General features: G+C 63.9%; 21 protein-coding genes. 3 read left to right on the top strand and 18 right to left on the bottom strand.

The genetic code is table 11. The features are described from left to right. From G7016_RS22655 to G7016_RS22625, 7 genes are all read right to left on the bottom strand, one after another. A partial coding sequence (locus tag G7016_RS22655) for an SDR family NAD(P)-dependent oxidoreductase (RefSeq protein WP_181117967.1) occupies positions 1-584 on the bottom strand: 584 nt, incomplete at its 3' end. Between the two features lie 175 nt (positions 585-759). After that, the gene (locus G7016_RS22650; RefSeq protein WP_181117966.1) at positions 760-1,605 is read right to left on the bottom strand and encodes a hypothetical protein; all 846 of its coding nucleotides are present in this window, start codon (positions 1,603-1,605) and stop codon (positions 760-762) included. 183 nt (positions 1,606-1,788) lie between these two features. After that, positions 1,789-2,727 carry an alpha/beta hydrolase gene (locus tag G7016_RS22645; RefSeq protein WP_181117965.1) on the bottom strand — a complete coding sequence of 313 codons (939 nt, stop codon included), beginning with the start codon at positions 2,725-2,727 and terminating at the stop codon, positions 1,789-1,791. A 1-nt stretch (position 2,728) separates the two neighbouring features. After that, positions 2,729-3,736 (bottom strand): transketolase family protein, encoded by a 1,008-nt coding sequence (locus G7016_RS22640; protein WP_181117964.1) that lies wholly within the window; start codon positions 3,734-3,736, stop codon positions 2,729-2,731. After that, the gene (locus G7016_RS22635) at positions 3,733-4,575 is read right to left on the bottom strand and encodes a transketolase (protein ID WP_181117963.1); all 843 of its coding nucleotides are present in this window, start codon (positions 4,573-4,575) and stop codon (positions 3,733-3,735) included. Before G7016_RS22635 ends, G7016_RS22640 begins: the two co-directional genes overlap by 4 nt. A gap of 17 nt (positions 4,576-4,592) precedes the next feature. Continuing rightward, positions 4,593-5,900: an MFS transporter gene (locus G7016_RS22630; RefSeq protein ID WP_181117962.1), complete on the bottom strand. Its 1,308-nt coding sequence runs from the start codon at positions 5,898-5,900 to the stop codon at positions 4,593-4,595. Between the two features lie 74 nt (positions 5,901-5,974). Continuing rightward, entirely contained in the window at positions 5,975-6,724 is a 750-nt protein-coding gene (locus G7016_RS22625; protein ID WP_181117961.1) for an SDR family NAD(P)-dependent oxidoreductase, read from the bottom strand. 195 nt (positions 6,725-6,919) lie between these two features. Here G7016_RS22625 and G7016_RS22620 point away from each other — a divergent pair, with 195 nt between their 5' ends. Next, positions 6,920-7,834 (top strand): LysR substrate-binding domain-containing protein, encoded by a 915-nt coding sequence (locus tag G7016_RS22620; protein ID WP_181117960.1) that lies wholly within the window; start codon positions 6,920-6,922, stop codon positions 7,832-7,834. A gap of 150 nt (positions 7,835-7,984) precedes the next feature. On the opposite strand, the gene G7016_RS22615 is transcribed toward G7016_RS22620, so the two are convergent. Then, positions 7,985-9,244, bottom strand: a complete 1,260-nt coding sequence (locus G7016_RS22615) for an HAAAP family serine/threonine permease (RefSeq protein WP_181117959.1) — start codon at positions 9,242-9,244, stop codon at positions 7,985-7,987. A 211-nt stretch (positions 9,245-9,455) separates the two neighbouring features. On the opposite strand from G7016_RS22615, the gene G7016_RS22610 reads away from it, so the two are divergent. Both G7016_RS22610 and G7016_RS22605 read left to right on the top strand, forming a co-directional pair. Next, positions 9,456-10,085 carry a LysE family translocator gene (locus G7016_RS22610; RefSeq protein WP_181117958.1) on the top strand — a complete coding sequence of 210 codons (630 nt, stop codon included), beginning with the start codon at positions 9,456-9,458 and terminating at the stop codon, positions 10,083-10,085. Between the two features lie 105 nt (positions 10,086-10,190). After that, the gene (locus G7016_RS22605) at positions 10,191-11,573 is read left to right on the top strand and encodes an MFS transporter (RefSeq protein ID WP_181117957.1); all 1,383 of its coding nucleotides are present in this window, start codon (positions 10,191-10,193) and stop codon (positions 11,571-11,573) included. Here the strand turns inward: G7016_RS22605 and G7016_RS22600 are convergent. From G7016_RS22600 to G7016_RS22555, 10 genes are all read right to left on the bottom strand, one after another. Then, entirely contained in the window at positions 11,543-12,511 is a 969-nt protein-coding gene (locus G7016_RS22600; protein WP_181117956.1) for a 2-oxoglutarate and iron-dependent oxygenase domain-containing protein, read from the bottom strand. The two genes, G7016_RS22605 and G7016_RS22600, sit on opposite strands and share 31 nt — an antisense overlap. A 64-nt stretch (positions 12,512-12,575) precedes the next feature. Beyond that, the gene (locus tag G7016_RS22595; protein ID WP_219856349.1) at positions 12,576-13,607 is read right to left on the bottom strand and encodes a BMP family ABC transporter substrate-binding protein; all 1,032 of its coding nucleotides are present in this window, start codon (positions 13,605-13,607) and stop codon (positions 12,576-12,578) included. A gap of 142 nt (positions 13,608-13,749) precedes the next feature. After that, positions 13,750-15,108 (bottom strand): 8-oxoguanine deaminase, encoded by a 1,359-nt coding sequence (locus G7016_RS22590; protein WP_181117954.1) that lies wholly within the window; start codon positions 15,106-15,108, stop codon positions 13,750-13,752. A gap of 112 nt (positions 15,109-15,220) precedes the next feature. Beyond that, positions 15,221-16,147 (bottom strand): ABC transporter permease, encoded by a 927-nt coding sequence (locus tag G7016_RS22585; protein ID WP_181117953.1) that lies wholly within the window; start codon positions 16,145-16,147, stop codon positions 15,221-15,223. Then, on the bottom strand, positions 16,147-17,250 hold the full coding sequence (locus G7016_RS22580; RefSeq protein ID WP_181117952.1) for an ABC transporter permease: 1,104 nt from the start codon (positions 17,248-17,250) through the stop codon (positions 16,147-16,149). The genes G7016_RS22585 and G7016_RS22580 overlap by 1 nt, the downstream gene beginning before the upstream one ends. Before the next feature lie 11 nt (positions 17,251-17,261). After that, positions 17,262-18,830, bottom strand: a complete 1,569-nt coding sequence (locus tag G7016_RS22575) for an ABC transporter ATP-binding protein (protein ID WP_181117951.1) — start codon at positions 18,828-18,830, stop codon at positions 17,262-17,264. 233 nt (positions 18,831-19,063) lie between these two features. Further along, positions 19,064-20,212 carry an acyl-CoA dehydrogenase family protein gene (locus G7016_RS22570; protein ID WP_181117950.1) on the bottom strand — a complete coding sequence of 383 codons (1,149 nt, stop codon included), beginning with the start codon at positions 20,210-20,212 and terminating at the stop codon, positions 19,064-19,066. A gap of 9 nt (positions 20,213-20,221) precedes the next feature. Next, positions 20,222-21,418, bottom strand: coding sequence for an acyl-CoA dehydrogenase family protein (locus G7016_RS22565; protein WP_181117949.1), 1,197 nt, complete (start codon positions 21,416-21,418; stop codon positions 20,222-20,224). A 15-nt stretch (positions 21,419-21,433) separates the two neighbouring features. Continuing rightward, on the bottom strand, positions 21,434-22,615 hold the full coding sequence (locus tag G7016_RS22560) for an acetyl-CoA C-acyltransferase (RefSeq protein WP_181117948.1): 1,182 nt from the start codon (positions 22,613-22,615) through the stop codon (positions 21,434-21,436). After that, complete coding sequence (locus G7016_RS22555; RefSeq protein WP_181117947.1) at positions 22,612-24,717, bottom strand: 3-hydroxyacyl-CoA dehydrogenase NAD-binding domain-containing protein; 2,106 nt, start codon at positions 24,715-24,717, stop codon at positions 22,612-22,614. The genes G7016_RS22560 and G7016_RS22555 overlap by 4 nt, the downstream gene beginning before the upstream one ends. Positions 24,718-24,907 lie beyond the last annotated feature (190 nt).

Here is a 24,907-nt window from a genome sequence, read left to right as displayed (position 1 = left end):
GGGCGGGCCTGGGGGCGGAAGGGTTTGGACAGGTTTGAAGTGACCGTGCCTGGGTGCAGCGCCACCAAGTGCTTGCCCGGCCAGCGGCGGGCGGTTTCGATGGCGGCGGTCTTGATCAGCATGTTCAGCGCCGCCTTGGATGCCCGATAGCTGTACCAGCCCCCCAGGCGGTTATCCCCGATGCTGCCGACCTTGGCCGAGAGCACGGCGAATACGCCGTCGGCCGTCAGCAAGGGTAAGAACTGCTGCAGCACCAGCGCAGGGCCGAACGTATTGGCCTGGAAGGTGGCCAACAGTTGGTCGAGGTTGATGGCTTCGAGGGATTTTTCCGGCATGAAACCTTCGCCATGGAGGATGCCGCTCGCCAATATGATCAGGTCGAACGGGCCCCGCGGCCCAAGGGCGGCGGCGGCTTCGCTGATGCTCTGCGGCACGGTAAGGTCCATGCCCGGTTGCGTATTTCGGCCGAGGCGGATGACCTCTGCGTAGCGGCTGTCTTCCTCCAGTAACTGGGCAAAGGCGCCCCCAATGGCGCCGCTGGCACCGATAACCAAAGCCTTGAGATGGGTTGCCGAAGTGTTCACGCGCTGCCTCTTCGAAGACAGGCCCCATGCGCCCCGATGGCCGGGCCTACCGAGGCATCTGAACCGCGCCGGCGAGGAAGGTGCCCAGCAGCCAGCTGTTGACTGCCTTATCTGGTCAGAGACCCGGATAGAAAAAAGGCCCCGAGGGGCCTTTTCAGAAGCTTACTATTGCGAGTCAGTAGAAAATACCGAACAGGTCGCCGTGGTCTACGAATTGACGCGAGTCGCGTAGAACTTGCTCCAGAAGGAGGGGTCGCGCGCAGCTTTCTTGGCGTACCAAGGATCGGAGGAGTATGCCTCTTTTAAACGTAGTGATCCCAGCGCTCGCCGTTCTGCTTCCTGCAAGGTGATCACTCCAGCTTCCAAAAACTGTCTCCAATAGCTGTCCGCCTTCAGAATTGCAGAAGGTTTTTGCTTGGAAGTCGTAGTAGGCATGAGCTACCTCCGGCACAACGTATTCTAGGGATGCGATGACAGTGTCAATCATGCACTGGATGTTGTCCAGCGTCCGACCTTTGGCCCATGCCAGAGGAGGAACCCCAAGCCTTTCACAGCCGTCGAGCTGGTCTGGATGGGGCGCTAGGTGATTTGTGCTGCGGTACTTGACTGCAGAACATAGCATATTGTCAAGGCGCCTACGAAGCGCCAGATCGGACAGCCCGTCGGGGTCTCCAACGAAGGTACGCTTGGTGTTATAGGCAAATGTGGCTACGGCTGCATAGATGGCAGATCCACCGAGACCGGGACTGCTCTCGGAGACATCAAGCCAGGTCTCAATGGCATTGACGTACACGTTAAAAAAAATGTCTCTTTGAATGGTTTTGTATGCAAAATCCCAGCGAAGAGTATCAGGCCAGTCATCCAATTCATTCATGCTCTCGAGGGTTGACCCTGGCATGAATCGCTCCATGATTTCCTTGAGGTTGTTCTCACCGGATCTCGGGTTGAAGAATAGATCCTCTTCATTCGATAGTGCCAATAGCCACCTTGCCGCAAACGTACTGTTTTCCCTATCAACCATTTCCAATACGCTTATTCGCCCAAGGTGAATAGTTGGTGGATCTACAAGCGCCCGAACCGCGGGGCCGTTGCGTCAACATCCCATGGATTCTGTGCTGCATCCAGACCGAATATTTTTCGAAATGATAATAAGCAAGCAGCTAATAAGGGGAAGTTTCTGAACAATCGTTGTCGATGCTCAAGCCTACCGAGGCATCTGAACCGCGCCGCCGAGGAACGTCCCCAACGCGGTGCGGGTATCGGCCACGCACTGGTCCGTGACCGGGCCAGGGTACTGATCGAACAGGTGCGGCACCCCTGCGTACAGCCGCGCTTCCACCGACACTCCGGCATGGCTTAGCCGCAACGCAAAATGCATCGCTTCATCCACGAACAAATCCAACGCGCCCACGGCAATGAAGGTCGGCGGCAGGCCGGCCAGGCTTGGCGCCAGGGCAGGGGAAAATTCCCCCAGGCGGTCATCGTCGAGTGTGTAATCCCCCCGCAGGCATTCCCAGCAGAAGTGGTTGGGTTCGGCGCTCCATCCATAGGCACCCGCGTTGGGATTCAGCGGTTGGCCTGATGCTCCGGTGCGGTGATCCAGCATGGGGTAGATCAGCACCAGCCCGGCGAGTTGGCAGCACGGTTGCGATTGATGCCGCAGCGCCAATGCTGCCGCCAACCCGCCGCCTGCGCTATGGCCCATCAGCACCACCGCGTCCGTCCCTACCCCTAAGGTATCGGCATGGGCGACCACCCAGCGCAGCGCGGCCGCGCAGTCGTCCAACGGGGCAGGGAAGGGATGTTCCGGCGCCAGCCGATAGTCCACCGCCGCGATCGCCACGCCCATGGCGAGGGCGAGTTCGTTGAGGTAGTTGTCGGCCATTTCCGGGCAGCCCAGCACGAACCCACCGCCATGCAGGTACACCACCAGCGGCGGGTTGATCACCCCCGGCCGCGGACGGTACAGCCGCAACCGTGGCCCGTCCGGTATCCAGTGCTCTTCTCCCTGAGCATGGGCGCGCGGCGTAAAACCTTGGTGCAGCCGCGCCCGGATCGCCCCCAGCGTGGCGAATTTCCACGGCTCCGGCTGCTCCTCCAAAAACAACCGGTACGCCGGATGCAGCAAGTGCGCCGTGCTCATGTCACAGCCAGGCCTTGATGCGCGCGCACACGGCGGTTGTGGATATCCCGTAGCGGTCGTGCAGGGTGGGCAAGGCGCCGGCATCGAGGAAGGCGTCCGGCAGGGCGATCTGGCGGAAGGTGGGCGTTACGCCGTTGCGCAGCAGCACGCCCGCCACCGCCTCACCCAGGCCACCGATCTCCGAGTGGTTTTCAGCGGTCACCACCAGCCGCCCTGGTTTGCGCGCCTCGGCCAGGATGCTGGCGGTGTCCAGCGGCTTGATCGTGGGCACGTGCTGCACAGCCACGTCGATGCCGTCGGCCCGCAGCTGCTCGGCCGCTTCCAGCGCGCGCATGGTCATCAGCCCAGTGGAGATGATCAACACGTCATTGCCGGTGCGCAGGGTTTTCGCCTTGCCGATCTCTAACTGGTAGCCGTATTCGTCCAGCACCAGCGGCACGTTGCCGCGCAGCAGGCGCATGTACACCGGCCCCTGGTGGGCGGCGATGGCAGGCACGGCCTGCTCGATTTCCAGCGCGTCGCAGGGGTCCAGGATCATCAGGTTGGGCATGGCGCGGAAGATCGCCAGGTCGTCCGTGGCCTGGTGGCTGGGGCCGTAGCCGGTGGTGAGCCCGGGCAGGCCGCAGACGATCTTCACGTTGAGGTTTTCTTCGGCGATGGCCATGCAGATGAAGTCATAGGCGCGCCGCGATGCGAACACCGCGTAGGTGGTGGCGAACGGCACGCAGCCTTCGCGGGCCATGCCGGCGGCGGCGCTCATCAACAACTGCTCGGCCATGCCCATCTGATAGAAACGGCCGGGGTGAGCTTTGGCGAAGATGTGCAGGTCGGTGTATTTGGACAGGTCCGCCGACAACCCGACAATATCGCTGCGTTCGTCCGCCAGTGCGGCGAGGGCGTGGCCGAACGGGGCGGAGCGAGTGGCCTGGCCCTCGGCAGCGATCGAGGCAATCATCGCACTGGTGGTGAGGCGTTTGCCGGTGGAAGCAGGGGCTTTGAAGGTGCTCATACGGTTTTCTCCTGGTCCAGCAGCGCCAGCGCCTGGTCCCATTCATGTTCGTCCACGCGAATGAAGTGTGTCTTTTCCCGGGCTTCCAGGAAGGGCACGCCTTTGCCCATGCGGGTATCGCAGATAATTACTCGGGGCTGAGCACCGTTGTGGGCACGCGCGGCATCGAAGGCGCCGACCAACGCATCCAGGTCATTGCCATCCACCCGTTGGGTGAACCAGCCGAAGGCCTGCCAGCGGTCGACGATGGGCTCGAAGGCGAGGACTTCGCTGGAATGGCCGTCGGCCTGCTGATTGTTCACGTCCACGATCGCAATGAGGTTGTTCAGCCGCCAGTGAGACGCCGACATCACCGCTTCCCAAGTGGAGCCTTCGTTCAGTTCACCGTCGGACAGCAGGTTGTACACGAAGCTGTCCGAACCCTTGCGTTTGAGGCCCAGGCACGCCCCCACCGCGATGCCCAGCCCATGGCCCAGCGAGCCACCGGTGATCTCCATGCCAGGGGTGTAGGCGGCCATGCCTGACATCGGCAGGCGGCTGTCGTCGGCGCCGTAGGTTTCCAGCTCCTCCAGAGGGATGATTTCGGCCTCGATCAGCGCTGCATACAAAGCGATAGCGTAGTGGCCGATGGACAGGTAAAAGCGGTCACGGCCTTCCCACTCAGGGTCATGGGGCTGGTAGCGCATGGCGTGGAAGTACGCCACGGCCAGCAGGTCGGCGGCGCCGAGGGCCTGGCCGACGTACCCCTGGCCTTGCACCTGGCCCATGCGCAGGGCGTGGCGGCGAATGTTGTAGGCGCGGTCACGCAGCGTGGGCGAGAGGTTAGGTAAAGCGCTCATAAGGTGTCTCCAGTGGCTTAACGGTTGACCAGCGAGGCGGGTACGCGCAGCACCAGGCTGGCGCCGAAGCACAGCACGCCGGTGATCAGGTACATGCCGATCGCGCTGGAGCCGGTGCTGGTGGTGATCCAGCCGATCAGGTAGGGCGAGCAGAAGCCGGCCAGGTTGGCGAAGCTGTTCACGGCGGCGATGCCGGCGGCGGCGGACACGCCCCCCAGCAAGGTGGTAGGTAGCATCCAGAACATCGACGAGGCAGACAGCACGCCCGCAGCGGCCAGGCACAGGCTGAGGATCGACAGCACCACACTGCTGCCCATGAGCGCAGCCAGGGTCAGGCCCAGGGCGCCGGCCAGCATGGGCACGATCAGGTGCCAGCGCCGCTCGCGGTGTTTGTCGCCGCTACGCCCAGCCAGCAGCATCGCGGCAATGGCGCACAAGTAGGGCAGGCTGGTGAGCAGGCCGATGTGCAGCGGGTCGGACACCCCGGCATTGCGCACCAGGGTAGGCAGCCAGAAGGTGATCGCGTACTGGCCCATCACCACGCAGAAATAGATCCCGGCGAGCAACCACAGGCGGCGGTCTCGGATGAAGGCGGCGGGGGAGGCGTGGGTAACTTTTTTCTGCTCGTCTTCGGCCAGCTCACGGCTGATCAGGGCTTTTTCGTCGTCATCGAGCCATGTGGCTTGATGCACGCCGTCCTTGAGGTAGCTGAGCACCAATATTCCCACTAGCACCGTAGGCACCGCTTCAAGCGCAAACATCCATTGCCAGCCCGCCCATCCGTGCACGCCGGCAAAGTGGTTCATGATCCAGCCCGACAACGGCCCGCCGATCATCCCCGACAACGGAATGGCCACGAACCACAGCACGGTCATGCGCGCCCGGCGAGCCCGGCGATAGGAAGGGAACCAATAGGTGAGGTACAGCAGCAGGCCGGGTGCGAGCCCCGCTTCGGCGACACCAAGGAAGAACCGCAGCGTATAGAACTGCCAGGCGGTGTCGACGAAGGCGAACAGCGCCGAAATGAGCCCCCAGCTGATCATGATGCGGGCGATCCAGCGGCGCGCACCCACTTTGTGCAGGATGATGTTGCTGGGCACTTCGCAGAAAAAGTAGCCGATGAAGAACATGCCAGCACCCAGGCCGTACACCGTCTCGCTCAGGGCCAGGTCGTTCATCATCTGCAGCTTGGCGAAGCCCACATTTACCCGGTCCAGGTAGGCGCACAGGTAGCACAGCATCAGGAAGGGCATCAGCCGCCAGGCGGTTTTGCGGTACGCGGACGAGCGAACGCTCGTGGCCGCTTCGAGGGTGAGGGTGGTCATGGGTCTGATCTCTTGTTGTTATCGCAGGCCAGGTGAATCACCTGGCGCATCGCTGATACAGAACCGCGGCGACTTCAGTGAATCAACATGCCACCGTTCACGTCCAGGGTAATACCGGTGAGGTAAGCCGAGAGGTCGCTGGCCAGGAACAGCGCCGCGTTGGCCACGTCGTCCGCCGCGCCCAGGCGGCCCAACGGGATGCCTTCGATAATGGCGTGGCGCCGTTCATCCTGCATCAGGCCACCGGTGATGTCGGTGTGGATCAACCCCGGCGCGATCGAGTTGACGCGGATCTGGGCCGGGCCGAACTCCCTCGCCATCGCCTTGGCAAGCCCCAGTACGCCGGCCTTGGCTGCGCTGTAGTGGGGGCCGCCGAAGATGCCCCCGCCGCGCTGGGCAGACACCGAAGACATGCACACGATGCTGCCACCGCCTTGCTCGCGCATGGCGGGGATCACTGCCTGAGACATGAGCAACGTGCCGCGCAGGCTCACGTCCAGCACCTTGTCGTAGTCGCTGCCGCGGATGTCCAGGGTTTTCAGTGGCTGGGTGATGCCGGCGTTGTTGATCAGCACGTCGATGCGCCCGAAGTGCTCCAATGCCTGGGCCACAGCGCCTTGGGCAGCGGCTTCATCGGCCACGTTGGCGCCCAGGCCCAGGTGGCCCTCGCCCAAGGAGGCAGCGGCATCGCGGGCGGCTGCGGCATCCAGGTCGAGAATGGCGACGCGTGCGCCGTGGCGGGCGAAGACGATAGCGGTAGCGCGGCCGATGCCGCGAGCGGAGGCAGCGCCAGTGATGATTGCAACCTTGCCTTGGAGAAGCATGAGAGCACCCTCTGATTGTTTTTGTAGGGTCGATCCGTTCGAATCGATGGGCTCAGCTTCCGCCTGCCGTCCAAGGCCAGCAAGGTAGCCCCGCTCACTCGGCGCTGAAAAAAATTCAGCACTCGCCATGCGTACGCATCAATGCTTGAATGCGGGAGCCACGCGATACGCCGTGTCCACTACAAGAACATGACCATGCCTCTGCCAGACAACAGCTCCCTGACGCTGCCACCGCTGAAAGCCCTTCAAGCCTTCGAGCAGATTGCCCGCTTCGGCAACGTTGCCCGCGCGGCCGAAGTGCTCAACCTCACGCCTTCGGCCGTGAGCCATCAATTGGCGAACCTGGAAGCTTTGATCGGGCGACCGCTGTTCCTGCGTACCGCCCGGGGCGTAACGCTTACGCCGGTAGGTGAGCAGTACTTGCTGGATGTGTCCGGGCTGCTGCACAGCCTGACCGTTGCCACGGAACGGGCCACCAGCGACCAGAGCCTGGATTGCCTGCGCCTGCATTCCTCGCCCAGCTTCGGCCTGCTGTGGCTGATGCCGCGGCTGGAAGCGTTTCGCCTGAGCCACCCGGACATCCAGCTCAACCTGTCGTGTTCGTATGAGTCGCTGCACTTCAGCCGCGACAAGATCGACCTGGACATCCGCCATGGGCTGCCCAATTGGCCCAGCTTCGAAGTGCGCACTGTGCCCCAGGAGCGGATCGCCGTGCTGGCGTCGCCCGGGCTGCTGGAAAAGTGGCCGGTGCGGCGGATGGGCGACCTGCTGAGCGCCCCGCTGATTCTCTCCGAGGCGACTTTGGTGAAATGGCCGCAGATGTTCGCCCAGCACGGCCTGGCCCGGCCTGAGCAACCCTACTCGTTGAGCTTCGACCGCTCCTACATGACGCTCGAAGCCGCCAGCCATGGGCTGGGTTTTGCGTTGGAAAGCACTTTGCTCGCCCAGGCCTACCTTGCGCGCGGCAGCCTGGTGGAGGTGGGCGAGGGGCTAAGCGCGGCCATCACCGCCCACCACCTGGTATTCCCTCGGGCCCACGCCAACTTTCCGAGGGTGCGGCGCTTTCTGGACTGGATGCAGGCCGAGCTGGGGCAGGGGTTTGTGTATTAACCCTATGGGGCAGCTCAACCCGACATTCGCGAGCTAGCGCCCGCTTCCCACGGTGTCCGGCGTGCAATTGTGGGAGCCGCAGGCGGAGCTCGCGAATAAGGTCTTTCGAAAACAGCCCAAGACAGTTGCTTCCCGCAAGGGTTAGAGGCCTCAAACCAGCGAATACACCAGCGCCGAAATGGACACCAGGCCGATCACCACCACAAATACGTTGGACCACTGGCCGGCGTATTGGCGCAGGGCGGGTACACGGCGCACGGCGTACATCGGCATCAGGAACAGGATGGCCGCGATCACCGGGCCGCCGAGGGTTTCAATCATGCCCAAGATGCTTGGGTTCAGGGTTGCCACCGCCCAGCACACCACCGCCATGGCTACCGCCACCATGCGATCCCGGCCCTTGCTGGCGCCGCGCCCACGCTTGGCCAGCAGCCCGTGCAGGCCTTCGCTGGCGCCGATGTAATGGCCGAGGAAGGATTTGGCGATCGCTACCACGGCGATGATGGGCGCGGCGAAGGCGATAGTCGGGTTGCTGAAATGGTTGGCCAGGTACGAGAGGATCGACAGGTTCTGCGCCTTGGCTTCCGCCAGTTGCTCGGGCGACAGCACCAGCACGCAACTGAACACGAAGAACATCACCGTCACTACCATCAACCCGTGCGCGCGGGCCAGCACTCGGCTGCAGCGCGGTTCAGCGGCATCACCCCAGGCCCGTTTGCGGTCCACGGCGAAGGCCGAAATGATCGGCGAGTGGTTGAACGAAAACACCATCACAGGAATGGCCAGCCACAGGGTATGCACCAGGGAGGCGGCAGGCGGGACGTTGCCGGCGGTGGCCGGGATGCCCCCGGTCCAGTGGGGCACAAGGAACAGCCCCAGCAACACCAGCGCGGCAATGAAGGGGTACACCAGCAGGCTCATCACCTTCACGATGACCGCCTCGCCGCAGCGCACCACGATCATCAGCCCAACGATCAGCAAGGCAGCCAGCACCGAGCGAGGGGGTGGCGTGACGTGCAGCTGGTGCTCGAGAAAGCTGCCCACGGTGTTGGTCAGGGCCACGCTGTAGATCAGCAGGATGGGGAAGATCGCGAAGAAATACAGCAGCGTGATCAGCGTTCCGGCTTTCTTGCCGAAGTGCTCTTCCACCACGCCGGTGATGTCGGCGCCATCACGCCCCGACAGCACGAAACGGGTAAGCCCGCGGTGCGCGTAGTACGTCATCGGGAAGGCCAGCAGCGCCAGGATCAGCAGCGGCCAGAACCCGCCGACGCCGGCGTTGATAGGCAGAAACAGCGTACCGGCGCCGATGGCGGTGCCGAACAGGCCGAGCATCCAGGTGGTTTCGTCTCGGCCCCAGCGCGCTAGAGCGACGGGGGTGGCTTGGGTGGCAGTGGCCTGCTGAGTCATTCGGGGTCTCCGTTAGCAAGGCTTCAAGCACGGCCGCAAACCGCTGCGAGAGCAGGGCGGCCCATAAAAAAAGCCGCGATTGTGTAACGTTTGGTTAATCTTGCAAAGCCTGAATGCGCCAGGCGGGCGTCAAGCGCCGTGGTTGCAGGCCTTGTGGGGAGCCTTTGCGAAGGCCTACTCTTGGCAACCCGACCCCTGCAAAGGCACCGACATGGACCTGTCTACCTGGGCGCTGTTCGTGCCCGCCTGCTTCGCCCTGAACCTGGCCCCGGGCCCCAATAACCTGTTGTCGGTACATAACGCGACCCACTATGGCTTTAGCCGTGCCTGCTGGGCGGGCGTCGGCCGGCTGGCAGCATTCGCTGGGATGATCGGGCTGGCCTCGGTGGGCCTGGCGGCAGTGATTCAGGCGTCCGCCACGCTGTTCATGCTGGTGAAAATGGTGGGCGCGGCGTATCTGCTTTACCTCGCCTGGCAACTTTGGAACAGCGGGGCCGGGGTCGAGACCGGAGGCGCCACCGTAGGCACTCCTACCGCCTGGCAAATGGCACGGCAGGAGTTTCTGGTCGCCGCAGGCAACCCAAAAGCCATACTAATTTTTACCGCCTTCCTGCCTCAGTTCGTAAGTGCAGGGCAACCCTTCGCCGCGCAGTTCGTGCAGCTGGGCGCAGCGTTCCTATTCTTGGAATGGGTAGCCATCGCGCTCTATGCCTGTGCTGGGGTGCACCTGCGCCAATTGCTGAAGCGGCCTTCGGCCCAAGCGATATTCAGCCGCTGTTGCGCTTCGCTGCTGGCATTGGCGGGTGCGATGTTGCTGCTGGGCCGTAAAGCCCCAGCCTGACGACTGGCGCCGCGAGGAACTGGCGAAGGCAGCAATTAGTATTACTATATGGTCATTCCGGGCCGTGCCCGGTACGTCGGCACCCACAATAACAAGAGGTGTTCCATGGCCATACCTGCTGCCGCGTCGCCCGCGGTTGATGCCCGTTCCCTGGAAGATGCGCTGTACCGCAAGGTGAACTGGCGCATCGTTCCGCTCTTTATCCTTTGTTTCCTCTTCGCCTACCTGGACCGTGTGAACATCAGCTTCGCCAAGCTGGAAATGCAAAGCGACCTGGGCTTCAGCGACACCGTGTACGGCTTGGGCGCCAGTTTGTTCTTTGTGGGTTACTTCCTGTTCGAGGTGCCGAGCAACGTGCTGCTGCACAAGATCGGCGCAAGGGTGTGGATTGCCCGCATCATGGTCACCTGGGGCATCACCTCGGCCTGCATGATGTTTGTGCAGAGCGAGTTCTGGTTCTACACCTTGCGCTTTCTCATCGGGGTGATGGAGGCGGGCTTCGTACCAGGGGTGCTGTACTACTTCACCCAGTGGTACCCCAGCAGCCGTCGTGGGCGGGTGAATGGTTATTTCAAAAGCTCGATCTGCCTGTGCGGGATCGTCGGCGGGCCGTTGGCAGGGTTGATCCTGGGCCATATGGACGGCGCCATGGGCATGGCAGGCTGGAAGTGGCTGTTCCTGCTAGAGGGCGTGCCCTCGATGTTGCTGGGTGGCGTGGTGTTCTGGCTGCTGAGCGATCGCATTGAGGACGCACCCTGGCTTACTGCGCAAGAAAAACGCCTGCTGGCCCAGCGCATGGCCGAAGACGTGAAACCGGCCGGCAAACCCTCCATGGCCAGCCTGCTGCGCTTGCCCACTACCTATGTGATGAGCGCGATCTACCTTTGCCTGGTCATGGCCCTTACCGGGTTGCTGTTCTGGATGCCCCAGCTGATCCGTAGCGCTGGCGTAACCGACACCTTGCATATCGGCTGGCTGACCATGGTGCCGTACCTGGTGGCGGTGGTGGTGAACCTGCTGATGGGCTACAGCTCGGACCGCAGCGGCGAGCGGCGCTGGCACATGGCGACCTGCGCCTTGCTGTGCGCCGGTGGCTACCTGTTGTGCGCAATCACCGCGGGGCAACTGTTACCGCTGATGGTGGGGTTGAGCCTGATCATGGCGGGCATCATTGCCTGGATGCCCATTTTCTGGACGATACCGCCTCGCTTCCTCAGCGGTGTGGCCGCAGCGGCGGGTATCGCCCTGATCAATTCCCTGGGCCAGCTGGGTGGGATCATCGCGCCGTTCATGATCGGCCGTGTGCGTGACCTCACCGGCGCGGCAACCCCGGCGCTATACCTGCTCAGTGTTATCAGCCTGGTGGCCGTGGCGTTGATTCTGTGGGGCGTGCCCAAGGTTTACTACAGCGCCGAGCCCCAGCCTGAGGCGGAACCCGACACTGCAGCCTCGCTGCCTCAAGGCGTGGTTTCGATCTCGCGGCGGTAAGCGTAGGTGTCAGCGAAGCGCGACAGCAGGAACTCGGCGCAGGTCGTGGTCGGGTACCGTGGCGGGTTGCTTGCGCTCTGGCAGCCGGGCAGGCACTCGATGCGGGTGTCGGGGTGCGGCTCGGCGAAGAACGGCATGGCGTAGCGGTCCACCCCCAGCGGGCTTATCACCCGGTGGGGCGTGGACAGGTACAGCGCGTTGCTCCAGCGCGCCATCATGTCGCCCAGGTTCACCACGAACGTGCCTTCGATCGGAGGCGCGTCGATCCATTCACCATTCACATTGCGCACCTGCAGGCCGCCGGCATTGTCCTGATAAAGCAGGGTGATGCAGCCGTAGTCGGTATGCGCGCCGGCCCCTTGCTGCTCAGCCGAGGTGGCGGTATGGCGCGGTGGATAGTGGATCATCCGGAACACGCTCACCGGCTGGGTGAAGCGCTGGTCGAAGAAGTCCTCGGGCACCCCCAGTGCTGGCGTCATCGCCCGCAGCAGCGTTTGCGCCAGCGCCTGCATATCGAGGTAATGCGCCTCCATCAACGCTTCCCAGCCTGGCAAAGCAGGGTGGCGGTTTGGCCCGCGCAAGGGTTTCTCGGCCAGCACCTCGGGATGGTCGGCCGGCAGGTGCAGGCCCATGTCGAAGGTTTCCTTCAAGTCGCTGGGCAAGGCAGGGTCCAGCTGCTCGGTCGCGATGGCGCCGTAGCCGCGGTGGTGGCGGGTCTGGGTGATGTCGATGCGCAGTTTGTCTTCCAGTGGCAGAGCGAAGAAGGTCTTCGCGGCCTGGGTCAGCGCTTCGATACGGGCGGTACTGATGGGGTGGCCTTTGATGTAGAAGAAACCCCACTCGCGGCAGGCGCGGTCGATGGCGGCCGATACCTGGGCAATAGCGTGCGGATCATTCTCGTACAGCGGGGCGATGTCGATGATCGGAAGGGTGTTCATGCGGGTTGTCCTGAAAGCACCAATGGGCGGCCGCCCTGGTTGCGGGCGGCCGCGCGGGGCAGCGTTATTTCGGCAGTTGCGCGGTCAGGCCTTCAACGTAGTAGTTCATCGAGGCGAGGTCAGCAATGCTGGCGCTGCTGCCCGCCGGGATTTTCTCTGCCCCGGCCTGGTCCTTGATCGGCCCGGTGAACGGCTTGAATTCACCACTCTTGATGCTGGCAATCAGCTGCTCGGCCTCGGCTTTCACTTCGGCGGGCACCACGTCGCTGATCGGCAGCTCCACGGTGCCGTCGGCCAGGCCACCCCAGAAGTCCTGGGATTTCCAGGTGCCGTCGATCACCGCCTGAGTCGTCTGAATATAGTGCGGCGCCCAGTTGTTGACGATAGAGGTAAGCACGGCCTTGGGCCCGAAGTGCGCCATGTCCGAGGCATAACCCACCGCGTACACGCCACGGCGTTCGGCGGTCTGGATAGGGGCGGGGCTGTCGGTGTGCTGGAAGATCACGTCCGCGCCCTGGTCGATCAGCGCGTTGGCCGCGTCGGATTCCTTGCCCGGATCGAACCAGGAGTTCACCCACACCACTTTCAGTTCGGTACCAGGGTTGTACTTGTTCAGGGCCAGCTGAATGGCATTGATGTCGCGGATCACCTCGGGGATCGGGAACGAGGCCACGTAGCCGATCTTCTTGGTTTTGGTCATCTTCGCCGCCAGGAAGCCGCCCACGTAGCGGCCCTCGTAGGTGCGGGCCAGGTACGTGCCCAGGTTCTTGTCCTGCTTGTAGCCGGTGGCGTGCTCGAAGATCACCTTGGGGAATTGCTTGGCCACTTTCACGGTAGGGTTCATGTAGCCGAACGAGGTGGTGAACACCAGGTCGTACTTGTCCTTGGCCATGTCACGGATTACCCGCTCGGCGTCGGCCCCCTCGGCCACGTTTTCCACGAAATTGGTGGTGATCTTGTCGCCCATCTGCGCTTGCAGCGCCTTGCGCCCCTGTTCGTGCTGGTAGGTCCAGCCATGGTCCCCGATGGGGCCCACGTACACAAAGCCCACCTTCAACGGCGCCGCGCTGGCGGCCAGGGTCAGCGTGGCGGCCATGGCAGCGGCCACGGCGGTGAACAACTTCTTCAAAGGGCGTTTTTGCACAGTTACAAGCTCCGTCTCGGGTGGTGTTGTTATCAGGTGTCAGCTGCGAGGGAGAATGCAAAAAGCTGACCAAGGGGACAGGTGAGGCTGCGTATCACGCGCCATTGACCAATGCGTGTGCGGCCTGGCGGTGGTCGGCCATCAGGCCTGACACGTCCAGGCCTTCGATCTGGCCCTCGATAACCCGCCACTGGCCGCCCACCATTACCCGGTCGGCACGGTCGGCGCCGCACAGCAGCAGCGCGGCGACCGGGTCATGGCTGCCGGAAAAGCGCAGGTCATCCAGCTTGAACAAAGCAAGGTCCGCCTGCTTGCCCGGCGCCAGTTCGCCGATGTCCGTGCGCCCCAACAGTGCCGCCGAACCTTTCGTGGCCCAACCGAGTGCGAGCTCGGGGGTGATGCGTTCGGCCCCATAGCGCAAGCGTTGCAAGTACAACGCCTGCCGGGCTTCGAGCATCAGGTTGGAACCGTCGTTGGAGGCCGAGCCGTCTACGCCCAGGCCGATGGTGGCGCCAGCGGCCAGCAGCTCCAGCGTTGGGCAAATGCCCGAAGCCAGGCGCATGTTGGAGGTCGGGCAATGGCAAATGCCAACGCCCGCGCCGCCCAGGCGAGCAATTTCCTCGGGGTTGAAATGGATGCCGTGCGCCAGCCAGGTGCGTGGGCCCAGCCAGCCCACGCTGTCGAGGTAATCCACGGTGCGCAGGCCGAACCGCTGTATGCAGAAGGCTTCTTCGTCCAAGGTTTCGGCCAAGTGCGTATGCAGGCGCACATCGAGGTGATGAGCCATGTCTGCGCTGGCGCGCATGATTTCGGGGGTCACCGAAAAGGGTGAACAAGGTGCCAGAGCGATCTGCACCTGGGCACCGTCCCCACGTTCATGGTAGCGCTCGATCAGCCGCCGGCTGTCCGCCAAAATCGCCTCGCCCTGCTGCACCGTCTGCTGCGGCGGCAGCCCGCCGTCCGCCTGGCCAAGGCTCATGGAGCCGCGGGTGAGCATGGCGCGCATTCCAAGCTCGCGCACCGCCTCTACCTGCACGTCGATCGCTTCTTCAAGGCCATTGGGGAACAGGTAGTGGTGGTCGGCCGCAGTGGTGCAGCCCGACAGCAACAGCTCGGCCAGCGCTACTTTGCTCGCCAGTGCCAGCTGCGCCGGGGTCAGCCGCGCCCATACGGGGTAAAGGGTTTGCAGCCAAGGGAACAATGGCTGGTTCACCACCGGCCCCCACGCGCGGGTAAGGGTTTGATAGAAGTGGTGGTGGGTGTTGATCAACCCTGGCAGCAGCACGTGCTCGCGGGCGTCGAATACTTGCTCACAGGGCAGGGCAGGGTGTTCGCCTGCGGCGAGCAGCTGTTCGATCACGCCGTTGGCGATCACCAGGCCACCTTCGGCGCTCAGGTTGTTGCCGGTAAACACGGCGAGGGGGTTTTTCAACCAGGTACGGATAGCAGGCATGTGGCCGGCTCCTCTGAAGTGAATGTGAGGGAAGCCAGCTCAGTGTTGCCCTGTCTGCTGATCCAGGGGCGCCTGCCGGTGAGGCCAGGCGCAGGGGGCGTACTCTACGGGTTCAGTGCCCGGGTTGCCAAGGCTGCCCTAGCGAAACCGGCGCATACAGGCGTGTGCGCAGGCCATCGCGGGACAGCAACACCAGCACCACGATGGTCGCCACATACGGCAGCATCGCCAGCAGGTTGGAGGGGATGTTCAGCCCCACACCCTGCGCCACCAGATGAAGGATGCTGGCGAGGCCGAACAGGTAGGCGCCCAACAACAGGCGGCCCACTCGCCAGCTGGCGAACACCACCAGGGCCAGGGCGATCCAGCCGCGGCCGGCGCTCATGTTCTCCGCCCACATGGGGGTATAGGCCAGCGACAGGTAGCTGCCAGCCAGCCCGGCCATGGCGCCGCCGAACAGCACTGCGAGGGTGCGCACGCGCAGCACCGGCAGGCCCATGGCGCTGGCGGCGTCGGGGTTCTCGCCCACAGCCTGGATGATCAGCCCAAGGCGGCTTTTGAGCAGCACCCAAGCCACCAGCGCGAACAGCGCGAAGGACAGGTACACCAGCAGGTCCTGGCCGAACAGCATGCGGCCCACCACGGGCAGCTCACTGAGCCAAGGCAGGGCGATGGGCTCGAAACCACTGAGCGGCTTGCCCACCCAGGCCGCGCCAACGAAGGTGGACAGCCCCACGCCGAAGATGGTCAGCGCCAGCCCGGTGGCCACCTGGTTCGCGTTGAACGCCAACGCCACCAAGGCAAACAGCGAAGATAGCAACACCCCCGCCAGCATCGCCATCAGCACCCCAAGCCACAGGTTGCCGGTGCTGTAGGCCGCAATGAACCCCACCACGGCGCCGAACAGCATCATCCCTTCCTGGCCCAGGTTGAGTACTCCGGTTTTCTCGCACACCAATTCGCCCAGCGCCACCAGCAACAGCGGCGTGCCAGTGCGCACCATGGCGTAAAACACATTGCTCAGCAGGTCGATGTCCATCAGGCGGCTCCAGCGGTAACGACAGCCGCGCGGCGGCGGGCCCAGCGCAGGTTCAGGCGGGGGCGATACAGGATCAGTACGTCGCTGGCCAGCAGGAAGAACAGCATCATCCCCTGGAACAGTTGAGTGATCGCCTGCGGCAGGTTGAGGCTCATTTGTGCGCTCTCACCGCCCAGGTACAGCAACGCCATCAGCGCGCTGGCAAACACGATGCCCACAGGGTGCAGGCGCCCCAGGAAGGCGACAGTAATGGCGGCGTAGCCATACCCGGGGCTTACTTGTGGGACCAATTGGCCAATGGGCCCGGTCACTTCGCACACCCCCGCCAGGCCCGCAAGGCCGCCGCTGAGCAGCAGCACCAGCCACACCAGGCGTTTTTCCCGAAAGCCCACCGAGGCAGCGGCACGCCCGTCAAGGCCCAGCACCTTGATCTGAAAGCCCAGGAAGCTGCGTTGCAGCAACACCCATACGGCCACCAATGCGAGCAGGGCGAAGTATGCGCCGGTGTGGGCGCGGCCGTCTTCGAACAGCACCGGCAAGCGGGTGGCGTCGGAGAACATGGCCGATTCCGGGAAGTTGAACCCGGCCGGGTCCTTCAGCGGGCCGTGCACGCCATACAGCAACAGGTTGAGCGCCACATAGTTGAGCATGATGCTGGTGAGGATCTCGTTGGCGTTGAACCGTGTGCGCAACCAGGCGGTGAGGCCGGCCCAGAGGGCGCCCCCGAGCATGCCTGTGGCCAGCACCAGTACCAGTGCCCAGCGGCTTTGTACGTCGAGGATGTGCACCGCCACTGCGCTGCCGGCCAAGGCGCCGATCAGCAACTGGCCCTCGGCGCCGATGTTCCAGATCCGGGCCTGGTACGCGACCGCCAGGCCCAAGGCGCACAGCAGGATGGGCGTGGCCTTGACCAGCAGTTCGGACACTCCGTACAGGTCACTGACCGGGTCGATCAACAACGTATGCAGGGTGATCAAAGGGTCTTGCCCGAGGGCCATGAACAGCAGCGAGCCGCTGGCCAGGGTAAGTACCGCCGCCAGCACGGGCGACAGCCACAGCATGGCGCGGGACTGTTGGCCGCGGGGTTCGAGGGAAAGCAACATGACAGGCTCCGTTATGCGGGCATTGCCGGTGAAAGGGGAGAATCGTTCGCGGGTGCCATGGCTTCGAAACGGCCGGCCATCCAGCCGCCCAGTTCTACTTGGGTCGTCTCTGTGGTGGGCTTCAACGCACTGAGGCGCCCGGCACTGAGCGCGCCGAGGCGGTCGCAGATCTGGAACAGCTCGTCCAGGTCTTCGGAAATCACCAGGATCGCCGCGCCGGCATCGCGCAAGGCGATCAAGGCACGGTGAATGGTTGCCGCCGCGCCCACATCCACGCCCCACGTAGGGTGCGCCGCCACCAGCAGGCGAGGCTGTTGAAGGATTTCCCGGCCGAGGATGAATTTCTGCAGGTTGCCGCCCGACAGGCTTCGCGCTGCCGCGTGGGTTCCGGCGCTTTTAACCCCGAAGCGCTCGATGATGGTTTCGGCCAGTTGCACAACCTTGCCGCGCTGGATCAGCCCTTTGCTTACCAGCCCTTGGCCGAAGGCGGTGAGCAGGGCGTTGTCTGCCAGGCTCATGTCCGGCACCGCGCCATGGCCCAGGCGCTCGGCAGGTACAAAGCCTAATCCCAGGGCCCTACGGGCATCCGGGCGCAGGCTGCCCACAGGCTTGCCGGCAAACTGCACGCATGCGCTATCGGCCGTGGCAAGGGTGCGTTCGCCGCTGAGCAAGGCCAGCAGTTCGTCCTGGCCATTGCCGGCCACGCCGGCGATGCCGACGATTTCCCCGCGGCGTACGGCAAGGTCCACTGCTTTCAGTGAGCAGCCAAACGGATCGGGGTTGTGCCACGAGAGTTGCTGCACGTTGAGAAAATCGACGCCGCCCGTGGCCTTCGCGTATTCGGTCTCCAGCCCTTCGGCATCGCCGACCATCATCCGCGCCAGCGCCAGGTCGCTGCTCTCGTTGGGCACGCACTGGCCTGACACCCGGCCAGCCCGCAACACCGTGGCGCTGTGGCACAGGGCGCGGACTTCGCCCAGCTTATGGCTGATGAACAGGATGCTGCAGCCTTCGGCCGCCAGGCGCCGAAGGGTCACGAACAGGTCCTCCGCTTCTTGCGGGGTAAGCACAGAAGTGGGCTCATCGAGAATCAGCAGGCGGATGTCTTGCATCAGGCAACGAATGATCTCGACCCGCTGGCGTTCGCCGATGGAGAGGCTGTGCACCAGCCGCTCCGGGGCCAGGCTCATGCCGTAGCGCGCTGACACTTCACGGATGCGCGGCTCCAGTTGCTTTGGCGTTTGCCCGGGCCCCATGGCCAGGGCAATGTTCTGGGCCACGGTGAGGGTTTCGAACAGTGAGAAGTGTTGGAACACCATGCCGATGCCCAATGAGCGCGCCTGGGCGGGGTTACGCATGCGCACTCGCTCGCCTTCCCAGAGGATTTCGCCGCTGTCCGGCTGGGTGACCCCATAGATGATCTTCATCAGGGTACTTTTGCCCGCGCCGTTCTCGCCCAGCAAGGCGTGAATTTCCCCGGCGTCGATCCGCAGGTCGATGGCGTCGTTGGCAAGGCAGCCCGGGTAGCGCTTGGTGATCTGGCGCAGATGCAGGCGCGGGCTTGCGGTGGTAGAAGGCATGGCAGGCTCGTTCAGGGTGGCTGGCCCTGATAAAGCAATTAGCTGGCCAACAGGTCAGGTTTTGCTTGCATTGCCCATGCATGGCTAGCTAGCTCGGCGGGCGTCGGTGGGTGCGGCACGAACGGGCTCCGAAGTGGTGCGGGGTAAGCGTGGCCCGAACCGGATTGAGGCGTAGAGGGTTAGTCCATTCCCAGGCTATCGCCGGCCATCCGGCGGTAGCTTGGGAATAAATGTCATGCCACAGCCATGTCCATCATCGCCGCATACGCCTTGAGGTGGTGATCATCGTCGCCGAACTGGTGGCTGAGCATCACCAGCCGCTTGGCGTGGTGGGCAAGCACATACTCCCAGGTCATGCCGATGCCGCCATGGGACTGGATCGCCTGCTCGGCGATGAAGCGGCCGGCGCGGCTGCAGATGAACTTGGCGTTGGCGAGGGTACGGGAGCGTTCAAGGTTGTCGGGCTCGTCGGCCACGCAGGCGGCCAGAATGGCCATGGAGGTAGCCTGCTGTAGCTCGGTGTGCATGTCCACCATGCGGTGTTGCAGTACCTGGAACTTGCCAATGGGCGCGCCAAACTGTTTGCGGGTTTTGAGGTAGTCCAGGGTCAGCGCGCAGGCCGCCTGCATGCTGCCCAACGCCTCGGCGCATTGCGCAGCGATGGCGCGGCCCTGTTGATAGCGCAGTGCATTGAACGCCTGGCCCACTTCCCCCAGTACAGCGCTGGCCGGCACCACGGCGCCGTCAAGGAACAGCTCGCAGGCGCGCGGGCCGTCCACCGTGGGGTATTCGCGTCGGCGTACGCCGGCTGTATCGGGCGCCAGCACGAACAGGCTGATGCCGGTTTCATCTCCAGCCTCGCCGTGGGTGCGGGCACTGACGAGGATGGCATCGGCGCTATGGCCGGCGATCACCGCCACCTTGCGCCCGCTCAGCCGATACCCTTCGGGCACGGCCTCGGCGCGGGTTTTCACGTGGTTCAGGCAATAGTGGCTGTGGGGCTCTTCGAGCGCCACGGCCAGCTGTGCCTCGGCGCTCGCCACCGGCCCCAACCAGCGAGCCTGTTGCTCCGCCGTTCCCAACTGAGCGAGCAGCCCGCCGGCGAACACCACTGAATGCAGGTAGGGCTCCAGGCACAGGCCGCGGCCAAGTTCGGTCATGATCAGCATGAGGTCGACACTGCTGCCGCCCATGCCACCCGCGTGTTCGTCAAAGGGTACTGCGGTGAGGCCAAGCTCGCCCAACTGCGCCCAGAAGTCACGCGAATAACCCAGTGCAGTGGCGGCATGGGCCTGGCGGGCTTCGAAGGTGTATTGATCGCGCACCAGTCGCGCGGCGGTGTCTTGCAGCATCTGCTGCTCTTGGCTGAGGTTGAAGTCCATGGCGCGCCCCTAGAGTTCTAGAATCATTTTGGTGACGATGTTTTTCTGGATCTCGTTGGACCCGCCGAAGATCGACAGCTTGCGCAGGTTGAAATACTCGCTGGCCAGCGGTGCGCTGTCCTCGATATAAAGCGGCGGTTCGCTGTCATTCAGCTCCATCTCTTCCTCTACCAGTGGCAGGGCATAGGGGCCGATGGCTTTGCGCAACAAGTGGGAAATCGCCTGGCGGATCTCGGTGCCCTTTACCTTGAGGATCGAGCTTTCGCTACCCGGCACGCCGCCATTGTTGGCCGCTGCGCAGATGCGCAAGGTGCTGATCTCGATGGCCCGCAGTTGCATCTCCACGTCCGCGACCTGGGCACGGAACAGCGGGTCGTCGAGCAAGGGCTTGCCGCCGCTCTGCGCCTGGGTCGCCACTTTTTTGAGCTGGCGCAGGGCAGCCTTGGACGTACCAATGCCGGCCAGCCCGGTGCGTTCATGGGTGAGCAGGTACTTGGCGCAGGTCCAGCCCTGGTTTTCTTCACCTACCAGGTTGGCCGCCGGCACCCGTACATTGTCGAAGAACACTTCGTTGACTTCGTGCTCGCCGTCCAGAGTGATGATCGGCCGTACGGTGATGCCCGGCGTGGCCATGTCGATCAGCAGGAAAGAGATGCCACGCTGCGGCTGTGCCTGGGCATCGGTGCGCACCAGGCAGAAAATCCAGTTGGCGTACTGGCCAAGGGTGGTCCAGGTTTTCTGGCCATTGACGATGTAATGCTCGCCCTCACGCACCGCGCGGGTTTTCAGGTTGGCGAGGTCCGAGCCGGCGCCGGGCTCCGAGTAGCCCTGGCACCACCAGTGCTCGCCCGAGAGTATGCGCGGCAGGTAGAAGTCCCGCTGCGCCTGGGTGCCAAAGCGGATGATCACCGGGGCCACCATGTTCACCCCGAACGGGACTATCCGAGGCGCGCCAGCCGCCGCGCAGGCTTCGTCGAAAATGTGCTTCTGGATCGGGTCCCAGCCTGTACCGCCCAGTTCGGCCGGCCAACTGTTGGCCAGCCAGCCCTTGGCCGCGAGGATGGCGTGCCAGGCTTGCATGTCTGCCTTGGCCAGGCGTTTGCCCAGCAATACCTTGCGGGCAATAGGCGCTGGCAATTGCTTAGCCAGAAACGCCTCTACCTCCTGGCGAAACTGCTGTTGTTGCTCGGTGTAATGAATGTCCATGTCTACCCCGTGTGGTCAGGCAATTTCGAACAGGCCCGCGGCACCCATGCCGCCGGCGATGCACATGGTGACGACGACATAGCGCGCGCCGCGTCGCCGCCCTTCGAGCAGGGCATGGCCGACCATGCGGGCGCCGGTCATGCCATAGGGATGGCCGATGGCAATGGAGCCGCCATTTACGTTCAGCTTCGAAGGGTCAATGCCGAGGCGGTCGCGGCAATAGATCACCTGGGAGGCGAACGCCTCGTTCAGCTCCCACAGGTCAATGTCGTTCACGGTCAGGCCGTGGCGCTTGAGCAGTTTGGGCACGGCATACACCGGGCCGATGCCCATTTCGTCCGGCTCGCAGCCGGCCACCGCAAAGCCGCGCACGATGCCCAGCGGGGCAAGGTTCTGTTGTGCGGCAACGCGGCTGTCCATTACCAGGCAAGCGCTGGCGCCGTCCGACAGTTGACTGGCGTTGCCGGCAGTGACGAACTGATCGGGACCGCGCACCGGTGCCAGCGCCGCCAATGCCTCGAGGGTGGTGGATGCACGGCTGCATTCATCCTGGGTCAGGGTCACCGCTTCTTCTCGTGTTTTTCCACTGGCCTTGTCGGTCACTTGGCGCACGCTGGCCAGCGGCACGATCTCGGCATCGAAGCACCCGGCCTGCTGAGCAGCGGCCGTGCGCTGCTGGCTGAGCAGGGCGTATTCGTCCTGGGCCTGGCGGCTGATGCCGTATCGCTGGGCGACGATGTCCGCGGTGTCGATCATGGGCAGCCAGAGGTCGGGTTTCAACTGATACAAGCCGGCCTCCTGTATCCCGTTCGCATTCAGCGTGGGCTGTACCAGGCTGATCGATTCCACCCCGCCCGCGATCATGGCGGCTACCCCCTCGGCCCGAATGTAATGAGCAGCCTGGGCGATCGCTTGCAGGCCCGAGCCGCAAAAGCGGTTCACAGTGGCGCCGCCCACGCTCAACGGCAACCCGGCGCGCACGGCCGCCAATCGGGCGATGTTCTTGCCGGTGGCGCCCTCGGGCAGGCCGCAACCGAGCACGCAGTCTTCGACCAGGGACGGGTCCAGGTCTACGCGGGCCAGCGCATGGCTGACCACATGGCCAGCCAGTACGGCGCCGTGAGTATTATTGAACGCGCCACGGAACGCCTTGCCGATGGCGGTGCGAGCGGTTGAAACGATAACGGCGTCGTTCATGCGCTGGCCCCCTTGCCGGTAAAAGTGCCGCCTTCGTGGGCCAGCCGCTGCAGCAATGGCGCAGGCTCCCACCAGGCGCCAAGCTCGCGATGGAAGGCTTCGATGCGCTCCAGCGCGGTGCCCAGGCCCAACGTGTCGGCGTAGAACATCGGGCCGCCGCGAAATGCCGGGAAGCCATAGCCGTTGAGGTAGATCAGGTCGATGTCGCTGGCGCGCAGGGCGATGCCTTCGTCCAGCAGCTTCGCGCCCTCGTTCACCAAGGCCAGGAGGGTTCGGTCCAGGATGTATTCATCGCTCAAGGCGCGCCGCTCCACGCCTTGCTGGCGGGAAGCGGCCTGGAGCAGTGCGGGCAGCTCAGGGTTAGGCAGGGGCGTGCGGGCGCCGGCTTCGTAGCGGTAGAAGCCACAGCCGGTTTTTTGCCCCAGCATGCCTTTTTCGAACAGCAGGTCCAGCAGGCAAGGCAACGGGTAGTTCGGGGGCAGTTGCTGTCGCTGGCGGTTGCGGATCGCCATGCCGATGTCCAGCCCCGATAGGTCACGCATGGCAAACGGCCCCATGGCCATGCCAAAGCTACGCAGCGCTGCGTCAACCTGTTCGGGCGTGGCACCTTCCTCGAGCAGGAACTCCGCCTCACGCCCGTACTGGAACAGCATGCGATTGCCCACGAAGCCATCGCACACACCCACTACGGCGCTTACCTTTTTCAGCCGCTTGCCCAACGCAAGCCCGGTGGCCAACGCTTCGGGTGACGTGCGAGCACCACGTACCACCTCAAGCAGGCGCATCACGTTGGCGGGGCTGAAGAAATGCAGGCCGATCACGTCCTCTGGCCGGCGCGTGGCAGTGGCGATTTCGTTCAGGTCCAGGGAGGACGTATTGGAGGCGAGGAGGGCGCCGGGCTTGCACACCGCGTCCAGTGTTTCGAACACTCGATGCTTCACCGCCATGTCCTCGAACACCGCCTCAACCACGACGTCGACATCGGCCAAGGCGGCGTAATCGGTAACGCCTTCGATCAAGCTAAGGCGCTGCTCCATATCAGTGACGCTCAAACTGCCGCGCTTCACGCTGGCGGCGTAGGTGTCGCATGCACGCTGCACGGCGCGGGCAAGGGCTGTTTCATTCACTTCCAGCAGCTTCACCGGCAGCCCCGCGTTGGCGAAGCACAGCGCAATCCCGACGCCCATGGTGCCGCCGCCCACCACGGCAACGTGCTCAACGGAGCGGGGGCGTGTGTCCGCGGTAACGCCCGGCACCTTGCTCGCTTCACGCTCCGCGAAGAAGGCGTGCACCAACCCGGCCCGTTGCGGGGACTGCAGGCATTCCATGAACAGCTCACGCTCGCGTTTCAACCCCTCGGCCAGCGGCAGCTGAACCGAGGCTTGCACCGCCATCACGCAGCGCAACGGGGAATAAAGGCCCGGATAGCGTTTCTCTACGCTGACCTTCTGTTCCGAGAAGAATGCTTCCGGGTCATTGCCCTCCAGGGCTGCGGTGCGTTCACCGGTGCGGCGCACCCCGCCTCCCTGGCTGAGCAGTTTGCGGGCATAGCCTGTACCCGCCTGCACCGCATCACCCTCATAAAGGGTATCGACCAGCCCGGCGGCCAAGGCTGCTTCACCACTGATAGGGGCGCCGCTGACGATCATGTCCAGCGCCTTGGGCACACCGACCACACGGGGTAGCCGCTGGGTACCACCGGCACCCGGCAGCAGCCCCAGCTTCACTTCGGGCAGGCCCAGCGATGTATCGGCGGTGGCGATGCGGTAGTGCGCGCCCAATGCCAGCTCCAACCCGCCACCGAGGGCGCTGCCATGCAGCACCGCGATCACCGGCTTGCTGAAGGCCTCTACAGCAGCGATCACGTCGGGTAGGGCGGGGACCATGGGCGGCGCACTGAATTCCTTGATGTCGGCGCCGGCGCAGAACAGTCGGCCCGTGCCCAGCAACAGCAGCGCATCAAGGCCTGAGGCTTGCGCGGCTTGCTCAAGCGCTGCCATCAGGCCAGCACGGAGCGGCTGGCTGAGAGCGTTGACCGGGGGGTTGTCGAGGGTGATCCACCCCAGGTTGCCTGACTGCTGGAATCGCACTTGCGCCGCCATGCCGCACCTCCTGTTGTTTTTTTGCAACCCTAGACCGCTGCGCAAAACAATCACACCGCTATTCACTGGGTTTATGAGGTACCTAATCGAGGAAGGCATACCGCACGGCTACATAGGTGGCGCAGAACCCGTGCCCTTGAGCGGTTTACAAACCGGCAGGGCCTGCCCTAGGCTCGGCTGTCCCTGGATA

Origin of the sequence: Pseudomonas japonica (assembly GCF_013522925.1) — a bacterium.
GTDB classification, from domain to species: domain Bacteria; phylum Pseudomonadota; class Gammaproteobacteria; order Pseudomonadales; family Pseudomonadaceae; genus Aquipseudomonas; species Aquipseudomonas japonica_A.
Note: the sequence above shows the minus strand (reverse complement) of the source record. Positions and strands in the feature narration are given on the sequence as shown.